The organism is Streptomyces cucumeris, from assembly GCF_024295805.1.
In the GTDB taxonomy this organism is placed as follows: Bacteria; Actinomycetota; Actinomycetes; order Streptomycetales; family Streptomycetaceae; genus Streptomyces; species Streptomyces cucumeris.
This window is the reverse complement of the sequence record NZ_JANCLX010000036.1, coordinates 33,706-43,392: the sequence shown is the minus strand read 5'-3', so window position 1 is coordinate 43,392 and position 9,687 is coordinate 33,706. Positions and strand designations below refer to the sequence as shown.

The following is a 9,687-nucleotide window of genomic DNA, read 5'->3' as shown; positions in this document are numbered from 1 at the left end:
CATCCAGCGCGGGGGCCTCGACGGGCTCCTGGACCACCAGGCGCACCCCGTCCTCGGCCGCGGTCCGCCGGGCCCGGCGGACGCTCCACCGCTCGCCCTTGGGGAGCCGGGCGAGGAACTCCTCGTCGCTGCCCGTGGTTTCGGTGATCCAGCTGATCTTCTGGGGCTTGGGGACGAAACCCCGGGCGCGCAGCGCGGGCCAGGCGCCGCGCGGTGGCTCCGCCACCCGCAGCACATCGGCGTCCCCGCCGCGATCCGGGGCGGCCGTGCCGTCCAGCGCCTCGTCGAGCGTCAGCCACCGTATGGTCAGCCCGTCCTCCTGGCGTGTCTCCACCGGTCACCCCCGGCCGCGATGGGTGTGGGCGCGTGCGATCCGGTCGAACCGCCGGTGCTGGACGCGGTCGGCCACCTCCAGATCGGCGGCCAGTCCCGGGTCGTCGGCGGTCCGTACATAGGCCACCAGATGGCGCGGTGAGCACCCCCGGCTGCATTTCGTCTCGTAGGAGCCCATCGAGTACGAGATCGAGGAAATCCCCTCACGGATCGCCACCTGGATCGGATGGTAGAAGAGGAGGTTGAAATAGAGATAGATGTCCGGTCCCGCGGAATAGTCGAATCCGGGGAACCGGGCCCACCACACCGGCCCGTCCTGGAGGAATGTGACAAATCCCAGGGCTTGTCCCTGCCGCCGTGCGACAAAGACCGTCATCGCGTCCCCGATGTGTTCGCGCAGTTCCCGGTAATCGGCGACGGTGGCCTCCAGATCGGCCTTTCTTCCGTATTTCTGGCGCCATTGGAGTTCCAGACCGGCCAATTCACGGTCCAGCGCCTCGGCGCCGTGCCGCTCGACGGTCACCCCCGCCTCGGTGAACGCCCGCACCTCCCGCTGGACCGACCAGCGGCGCTTGGCGCTGAAGCCCCGCAGATACCCGTCAAAGCTGTCCCAGGTGACCGGAAGGTGGCAGTCCGCCCCCACCGACACCCGGGTGTACCCCCGCTCCCGCAGCACGGTATCGGCGGTCCCATCGGCGTCCTCGATGAAGTAGACCCAGGCCACCAGTGCCGCCGAGGCGGCCTCGGCCTGCCGCTCCAATGCGTCCGCGGCGAGCCCGAGCGCGGCCCGGCGGTCCCGCGCGGACAGCGGACCGGCATAGCTGACACCCCCCATCCGCCCCGGTGAACCGCTCACCACCGAGGGGCGGGGCGCCAGGGCCCCGAGCCGTCCGCGCAGCCGCGCCAGCGCCGCCGCGCCCCCCGGCTCGGCGGCGACGTCCTCCTCCGGGACGTCGTCCATGGCCAGGAAACGCGCCGGGTCATATCCCGGATGGGAGGAGCTGTCGGTGAGAAAGGCGGGGACCCCCAGCACCGCTTCGCCGTCCGGGCCCGCCACCCCGACGAACCGCGGCTTTCCGTGAAGGGTCGCGCTTCTGGCCCGTAACCAGTCGAAACCGAGATAGGGCGAAGGATGGGACAGACTCTCCCACCAGTCGCGGGGAATTTCCATGGGATCGGAATACACCTGGACGGTGCATGCGGATAACGTGCCCTGGTCGGAATCGCGGCCAGATGAGTACATCAAGTCTCCCCAATCTGCGACGATCAAACCCACCGTACCGCACGGCACGGCATTCCGGTGACCCTCCGTCAATTCCGGAAGGGAAATACCGCGGGGCCGGCGGAGCGCGGCGGGCAGCCCGCCGCCGTAGGGTGGATGCCATGGTGGACGCGGACCCGCCACCTCAGGACACCGACCCGCCGCCGTCGGCCGGGGCGGCGGAACGGCTGCTGGAAGAGCTGGTCAGAACCACCCAGGAGGCGTCCTCCGCGGAGCTGCCGGAGGTCCTGGACCGCTATGCCGGGGCCATGGGCATGGGCCGTGCGGTCGTCTACCTCACCGATCTCCAGCAGCGGCGGCTGCTGCCGCTGGCCGAGGACGAACCGGGCCTCGACGTCGACGCCTCGCTCGCGGGCTGGGCGTACCGCACCGACGCACTGCGGGTCGAGGCCGCCGACACCGGCGGACTGCTGGTGTGGCTGCCGCTGGTGGACGGCGCGGAGCGGCTGGGCGTGCTGTGTCTGCGGACGGACACCCTGGACGGGCTGCGGCTGTGGCGCTGCCGGGCACTGGCCTCGCTGCTGGCCCCCATCGTCACCTCCAAGCGCGCCTGCATCGACACCTTCGCCCGGCGCACCCGGACCCGCCCGATGCAACTGCACACCGAGATGCTGCGGGCGTTCCTCCCGCCGCGGTCGATCGGCACCGGTCGGGTGGTGTCCACCGCGGCCCTGGAGCCCGCGTACGAGCTGGGCGGTGACGCCTACGACCACTCCTTCACCGAAGACGTGCTGCACGCCACCATCCTCGACGCCATGGGCCATGACCTGGCCTCCGGGCTCACCACCTCGGTGGCCATGGCGGGCTGCCGCAACGCCCGGCGCACCGGCGCCGACCTGGCCGAACTCGTCGCCACCGTGGACAAGGCGCTCGCGCAATGGCTCCCGGACCAGTTCTGCACGGGCATCTTCACCCGGCTCCATATGCGCACCGGAGTGCTCCGCTGGGCCAACTGCGGTCATCCGCCACCACTGCTCATCCGCCGCCACCGGCTGCTGGACCATGCCCTGGAGCGCACCGCCGAACCGCCGCTCGGCCTGCCCGTCGGGCTCGCGGCGGAGACCCGGCACGTGTACGAGACGAGCCTGGAACCCGGTGACCGCTTCCTGCTCTACACCGACGGGGTGGTGGAATCGCGCGACGAGACGGGGGAGCCGTTCGGCCTGGAGCGCTTCGCCGACTACATCATCCGCTCCACCGCCGCCGGGCAGAACGCCACCGAGGTGCTGCGGCTGCTCATCCACGCCGTCCTGGAGCACCAGCACGACGAACTCACCGACGATGCCACGATCCTGATGGTCGAATGGCATCCGCCCGGCGGCTGACGATCACGCCGCAAGCACTCAATGTGTCGCGTCGCACACACTCCGTGGCCAGTGTCCGGGGTGTGGCGCCGTACCCGCCCCGCGCCCGGCCGTATGTCCTGGGAGGAGCACCGGGGTGCCGAGATTCGACCCCACAGGCGCAGGCGCGCCGCCCCCGGGCCTTGCGACGGTGAACGCGTAGGTCTTTCACCGAGCCCCGCCCGGATTTCCTCACCTGCACCGGGGCGGGTGTCCACCGGTGCCTCGGAAGGAGTGGCCATGGCCAAGGCAGTCGGAATCGACCTGGGCACCACCAACTCGGTGATCGCCGTGTGGGAGGGCGGTGAGGCCGCGGTCGTTCCCAACTCCGAGGGCAGCCGCACCACCCCCTCCGTCGTGGCGTTCACCGACGGTGGCGAGCGCCTGGTGGGCCAGCTCGCCCGGCGCCAGGCGATCCTCAACCCCAAGGGCACCATCTACTCGGCCAAGCGGTTCATCGGCCGGATGTACGACGAGATCCCCGACGAGGCCAGGGCGGTCGCCTACGACGTCGTCGAGGGCGAGGGCGGTGTCGCGCGCTTCAAGGTGGGCGACAAGCTCTACGCGCCCGAGGAGATCAGCGCCCTGGTGCTGCGCAAACTGGCCGACGACGCCGGGAAGCAACTGGGCGAGCGGGTGACCGAGGCGGTCATCACCGTCCCCGCGTACTTCAACGACGCCCAGCGCACCGCCACCAAGGACGCGGGACGGATCGCCGGTCTCGAGGTGCTGCGGATCATCAATGAGCCGACCGCCGCCGCCCTCGCCTACGGCATGGACAAGAAGGAACACGAGACGGTGCTCGTCTTCGACCTCGGTGGCGGCACCTTCGATGTGTCCGTCCTCGACGTCGGGGACGGAGTGGTGGAGGTGCGCTCCACCGCGGGCGACAGCCATCTGGGCGGCGATGACTTCGACCGCCGTCTGGTGGACCACCTCGCCGACTCCTTCCAGCAGGACAACGGCATCGACCTGCGGCAGGATCCGCAGGCGCTCCAGCGCCTCTTCGAGGCCGCCGAGAAGGCCAAGACCGAGCTGAGCACGGTGACCCGGACCCAGGTGAGCCTGCCGTTCATCACCGCGGACGCCTCCGGCCCGAAACACCTGACCCAGTCGGTGATGCGGTCCACCTTCGACCAGCTCACCGCCGATCTGGTGGAACGCTGCCTCGGCCCGGTCGAGCGGGCCATGGCCGACGCCAAGGTGGGCGAGCACGACATCGACGAGGTGATCCTGGTCGGCGGTTCCACCCGGATCCCCGCCGTACAGGCCCTGGTCCGCCGGCTGACCGGGGGCAAGGAACCCAATATGAGCGTCAACCCCGACGAGGTGGTGGCGCTGGGCGCAGCGATCCAGGCCGGGGTGCTCAAGGGGGAGGTCAAGGACGTCCTGCTGCTGGACGTCACCCCGCTGTCGCTGGGGGTGGAGACACGCGGCGGTGTGATGACGAAGATCATCGAGCGGAACACCACCATCCCGGTGCGCCGTACGGAAACCTTCTCCACCGCCGAGGACAACCAGCCCGCCGTCGATGTCGTGGTCCTCCAGGGCGAGCGCGAGCGCGCCGCCGACGACCGCGTCATCGGCCGCTTCCGGCTGAGCGACATCCGCCCGGCCTCGCGCGGTGAACCACAGATCGAGGTGACCTTCGACATCGACGCCAACGGCATCCTCAACGTCACCGCGCGGGACCGGGACACCGGCAAGGAACAGTCCATCCAGATCACCGAGAGCTCCAACCTGGACCGCACCGAGGTGGAGCGGATGGTCTCCGAGGCCGAACGCAACCGGGGTGAGGACCACGCGCTGCGCGAGGCGGTGGACGCGCGCAACGAACTGGACGCCGCCGCCTACCAGGTGGAGAAGCGCCTGGCCGAACTGGGCGCCGCGGCACCCGCCCATGAGAAGGCCCGCGCCGAGATGCTGGTCGCCGACGCACGGCAGTCCGTCAAGGACGAGGCGGGGACCGACCGGACCCGGCCGCTGATCTCCGAACTCCAGCAGGTCCACGCCGCACTCGCCGCCCATGGCGCGGCGGCCGCGGGAGGTGGCCCCGGAGGTGGCGTACCTCCTGCCGGAGCGCGGGGCGGCGGAGGGCCGGACACCGGACCGGGCGCGTCCGGTGGCGGCGACGACGACGTCATCGACGCCGACTTCGACAAGGGCTGAGGCGGCGCCCCGTGGCCACCCGCCCCCAGCCGCCCGACCCGGTGCCCGAGGGCGCCGTCACGGACCCCGCGCAGGACCTGCCCGCGCCCGCGGACGAGCGGGAGCGGCTCGCACCGGAGCCCGGACCCGACGCCGCCACCGGCCCGGACGGCGCCGGAGCGGACGACACCGGGCGGGCCCTGGCCGAGCTGGAGGACCGCTGGCGGCGCGCCCTGGCCGACCTGGACAACCTCCGCAAACGACACGCCCGGGAACTGGAGCGGGAGCGGACCGCCGAACGCGCCCGTACCGCCGCGGTCCTGCTGCCCGTCATCGACAACCTCGACCTCGCCCTGACCCACGCCGGGGCCGACCCCGGATCGATCGTGGACGGCGTCGAGGCCGTGCGCGACCAGGCCGTGGACGCCTTCGCACGCCTCGGCTACGCACGCCACTCCGAGACCGGGGTGCCGTTCGACCCGGCCCGGCACGAGGTGGTCGGCGTGGTGGAGGACCCCGAGGCCGAGCCGGGCACGGTCGTCGAGGTGCTCCGCCCCGGCTACGGCGACGCGGACCACCAGCTCCGGCCGGTCGCCGTGGTCGTCGCACGACGGGAGTGACCGGCCGTGGCACGGGACTTCTACGACGTCCTCGGCGTCTCGCGGGGCGCGAGCGCCGAGGAGATCCAGCAGGCGTACCGCAACCTGGCCCGCAGACACCATCCGGACGTCAACAAGGACCCGCGGGCCGAGGAGCGCTTCAAGGAGCTGGGCGAGGCGTACAGCGTGCTCTCCGACCCCGGCAGCCGCGCCCGCTACGACCGGTTCGGCGAGGACTTCCGCAAGGTTCCCCAGGACTGGGAGGAACGGGTGGGCGCCGGTGCCGGAGGTGGCGGCGGCCGCCGGGTCCGGGTGGTCCGCGGTTTCGACGGTGAAACAGGCGGAACGGGCGTGGACTTCGAGGACCTCTTCGGTTCGTTCTTCGGCGCCGGGGGCGGCGGTGCCGGTGGTGTCCGCATGGATGTCCCCGGGGCCGACCAGGAGGCCGAACTGCCGCTCACCGTCGAGGAGGCGTACCGCGGCGGACGGCGCGGGCTCACCCTCGGCGGAGCGGAGGGACAGCGCTCCTACGAGGTGGACGTGCCCCCCGGTGTCACCGACGGGCAGCGCATCCGGCTCGCTGGACAGGGCGGCCGGGGCAGTGGTGACGGTCCCGCGGGCGATCTGTTCCTGCGGGTGCGGATCGAGCCGCATCCGCGGTTCCGGCTGGACGGCCGGAACATCCACGTCCAGCTCCCGGTCACCCCGTGGGAGGCCGCACTCGGCGCCAGCGTCCCGGTGCCCGTTCCCGGCGGCACCGCCAAGGTCACCGTTCCGGCCGGTTCCTCCAGCGGAAGGCGGCTGCGGCTGCGCGGCGAGGGCATGCCCAACCCCCGTGGCACCGCCGGCGACCTCTACGCCGAGATCAGCGTCAAGGTGCCGCCCCACCCCGACGACCGGGAGCGGGAGCTGTTCGGGAAGCTGGCCGCCGCCTCCTCGTTCGACCCCAGGAGGGCGTCATGAGCACCCGTGCCACCGGACCGGGGACGACCGCGCGGGCCACCGCGCCCGTCGCCGCCACCCGCTTCGCCCTGGTGCCGGTCCGCAGACTGTCACTGGAGACCGTGGCCCGCCGCTCCGGACTCCACCCCGAGCTGGTGCGGCGCTTCGTCGCTCTCGGCCTCATCGGAGCCGAACGCGACGCCGCGGGGCGGCTGGTGTTCGACCCCACCGCTCCGGCCACGCTCGCCCGTATCCAGCGGCTGCGTGCCGGGCTGTGCCTGAACTACGCATCCATCGGTCTGGTGCTCGATCTGCTCGACCGCATCGACCGGCTCGAAACGGCGCTGCGCCGTGGCGGCACGAGGAGTGATCAACCACCATGGACATGAACCGCCTCACCCAGAAGTCGCAGCAAGCCCTCCAGGAAGCCCAGTCGACGGCCGGACGGCTCGGCCAGACCGAGGTGGACGGCGAACATCTGCTCCTCGCCCTGCTCGACCAGCCCGAGGGCCTGGTACCCCGGCTGGTGGACCAGGCGGGCGCCGATCCCACCGCGCTGCGCACCATGCTGGAGGCCGAGGTGGCCCGCAGACCGAAGGTCACCGGACCCGGCGCCACCCCCGGGCAGGTCTTCGTCACCCAGCGGCTGGCCCAGCTGCTGGACACTGCCGAGAAGGAGGCCAAGCGGCTCAAGGACGAGTACGTGTCGGTGGAACACCTCGTCCTCGCGCTCGCCGACGAGGGTCCGGGCACCCCCGCCGGGCGGGTGCTCAAGGACCACGGCATCACCAAGGAGGCGTTCCTCTCCGCCCTCACCCATGTGCGCGGCAGCCAGCGCGTCACCTCGGCCAACCCCGAAGTGGCCTACGAGGCGCTGGAGAAGTACGGGCGCGATCTGGTGCTCGAGGCCCGCACCGGCAGACTCGACCCGGTCATCGGACGGGACGCCGAGATCCGCCGGGTGACCCAGATCCTCAGCCGGAAGTCCAAGAACAACCCCGTGCTCATCGGTGACCCCGGTGTCGGCAAGACCGCCATCGTCGAGGGGCTGGCCCAGCGCATCGTCCGCGGCGACGTCCCCGAAGGGCTGCGCGAGAAGACCGTGTTCGCCCTCGACATGGGCTCCCTGGTGGCCGGGGCCAAGTACCGGGGCGAGTTCGAGGAACGGCTCAAGGCCGTGCTCGGCGAGGTCAAGGCAGCCGCCGGGCGGATCCTGCTCTTCGTCGACGAACTGCACACCGTGGTCGGCGCCGGAGCCGCCGAGGGCGCCATGGACGCCGGGAACATGCTCAAACCCATGCTGGCCCGCGGCGAACTCCACATGATCGGCGCCACCACCCTCGACGAGTACCGCAAGCACATCGAGAAGGACGCCGCGCTGGAGCGCCGCTTCCAGCAGGTCCTGGTGGAGGAGCCCAGCGTGGAGGACACCATCTCGATCCTGCGCGGACTGCGCGAACGCCTCGAGGTGTTCCACGGTGTGAAGATCCAGGACACCGCCCTGGTCACCGCCGCCACCCTCAGCCACCGCTACATCAGCGACCGGTTCCTGCCGGACAAGGCCATCGACCTGGTGGACGAGGCGTGCGCCCGGCTGCGCACCGAGATCGACTCCATGCCCGCCGAACTCGACGAGATCACCCGCCGGGTCACCCGGCTGGAGATCGAGGAGGCCGCGCTCTCCAAGGAGACCGACCCCGCCAGTCGGGCCCGGCTGGCGGAACTCCGCCGGGAACTGGCCGATCTGCGGGCCGAGGCGGATGCCGGGCACGCCCAGTGGGAAGCCGAACGGCAGTCCATCCGCCGGGTGCAGGAACTCCGTCAGGAACTGGAACAGGTCCGGCTGGAGGCGGAGGAGGCCGAACGCGTCTACGACCTCAACCGGGCCGCCGAGCTGCGCTACGGACGGCTCCAGGAGCTGGAGCGCAGACTCGGTGCCGAGGAGGAGCAGCTCGCCGCCAAACAGGGCGAACACCGGCTGCTGCGCGAGGTCGTCACCGAGGACGAGATCGCCGAGATCGTCGCCGCGTGGACCGGTATCCCCGTCTTCCGCCTCCAGGAGGGCGAACGGGAGAAGCTGCTGCGGCTGGACGAGATCCTCGGTGAGCGGGTCGTCGGCCAGGACGAGGCGGTCGGACTGGTCTCCGACGCCATCATCCGGGCCCGGTCCGGTATCCGCGACCCCCGCCGCCCGATCGGCTCGTTCATCTTCCTCGGCCCCACCGGGGTCGGCAAGACCGAGCTGGCCAAGACCCTGGCCGCGGCGCTGTTCGACTCCGAGGACAACATGATCCGGCTGGATATGAGCGAGTACCAGGAGCGGCACACCGTCAGCCGGATGCTCGGGGCGCCGCCCGGATACGTCGGCTTCGAGGAGGGCGGTCAGCTCACCGAGGCGGTGCGCCGCAAACCGTACTCCGTGGTGCTCTTCGACGAGATCGAGAAGGCGCAAACCGATGTGTTCAACACGCTGTTGCAGGTGCTCGACGACGGGCGGATCACCGACTCCCAGGGACGGCTGGTCGACTTCCGCAACACCGTCATCATCATGACGTCCAACATCGGCTCCGACCACCTCCTGGACGGTGTCACCTCCCAGGGCGAGCTGAAACCGGACGCCCGCAGCCTGGTCATGGCGGAGCTGCGCGCCCACTTCCGCCCCGAGTTCCTCAACCGGGTCGATGACATCGTGCTCTTCAAACCGCTCGGCGAACCGCAGATCGAGCGCATCGTGGAGCTCCAGTTCGACGAGTTGCGCGAGCGGCTGGCCGAGCGCCGGATCACCGTGGAGCTCACCCCGGCCGGCCGCGAGGTCATCGCCCACGAGGGCTATGACCCGGTGTACGGCGCCCGTCCGTTGCGCCGCTTCATCTCCCATGAGGTGGAAACCCTCATCGGACGCGCCCTGTTGCGCGGTGATGTGCAGGACGGTGCCGTCGTACGGGTCGACGCCCAACACGGTGAACTGGTGGTCACCTATGAACAGCCCGAGACCGAATGGCTGGGGAAGGCCGCATGAGGACCGTGCCGCCCCCGGCCG

The 9,687-nt window shown here is 71.1% G+C and carries 7 protein-coding genes and 1 pseudogene; 6 read left to right on the top strand and 2 right to left on the bottom strand.

All coding sequences use genetic code 11. From position 1 onward, the window contains the following. Positions 1-334 (bottom strand): annotated as a pseudogene (locus NMK44_RS34945) (GNAT family N-acetyltransferase); the annotation flags it as partial. 3 nt (positions 335-337) lie between these two features. After that, positions 338-1,504 carry a GNAT family N-acetyltransferase gene (locus tag NMK44_RS34940; protein WP_254750769.1) on the bottom strand — a complete coding sequence of 389 codons (1,167 nt, stop codon included), beginning with the start codon at positions 1,502-1,504 and terminating at the stop codon, positions 338-340. A 212-nt stretch (positions 1,505-1,716) separates the two neighbouring features. Between NMK44_RS34940 and NMK44_RS34935 the strand changes: the two genes are divergently transcribed. The 6 genes from NMK44_RS34935 to clpB all read left to right on the top strand — a co-directional run bounded on the left by NMK44_RS34935 (position 1,717) and on the right by clpB (position 9,666). After that, positions 1,717-2,940 carry a PP2C family protein-serine/threonine phosphatase gene (locus tag NMK44_RS34935; RefSeq protein WP_254750767.1) on the top strand — a complete coding sequence of 408 codons (1,224 nt, stop codon included), beginning with the start codon at positions 1,717-1,719 and terminating at the stop codon, positions 2,938-2,940. 258 nt (positions 2,941-3,198) lie between these two features. After that, positions 3,199-5,127, top strand: coding sequence for a molecular chaperone DnaK (gene dnaK, locus NMK44_RS34930; RefSeq protein WP_254750765.1), 1,929 nt, complete (start codon positions 3,199-3,201; stop codon positions 5,125-5,127). 11 nt (positions 5,128-5,138) lie between these two features. Beyond that, a complete protein-coding gene (locus tag NMK44_RS34925) occupies positions 5,139-5,726 on the top strand; it encodes a nucleotide exchange factor GrpE (RefSeq protein WP_254750763.1) in 588 nt (195 codons plus the stop codon). A gap of 6 nt (positions 5,727-5,732) precedes the next feature. Beyond that, positions 5,733-6,668, top strand: a complete 936-nt coding sequence (locus NMK44_RS34920) for a DnaJ C-terminal domain-containing protein (protein ID WP_254750761.1) — start codon at positions 5,733-5,735, stop codon at positions 6,666-6,668. Then, the gene (locus NMK44_RS34915) at positions 6,665-7,036 is read left to right on the top strand and encodes a chaperone modulator CbpM (protein WP_254750759.1); all 372 of its coding nucleotides are present in this window, start codon (positions 6,665-6,667) and stop codon (positions 7,034-7,036) included. Before NMK44_RS34920 ends, NMK44_RS34915 begins: the two co-directional genes overlap by 4 nt. Further along, the gene (gene clpB, locus NMK44_RS34910) at positions 7,027-9,666 is read left to right on the top strand and encodes an ATP-dependent chaperone ClpB (protein WP_254750757.1); all 2,640 of its coding nucleotides are present in this window, start codon (positions 7,027-7,029) and stop codon (positions 9,664-9,666) included. Before NMK44_RS34915 ends, clpB begins: the two co-directional genes overlap by 10 nt. Positions 9,667-9,687 lie beyond the last annotated feature (21 nt).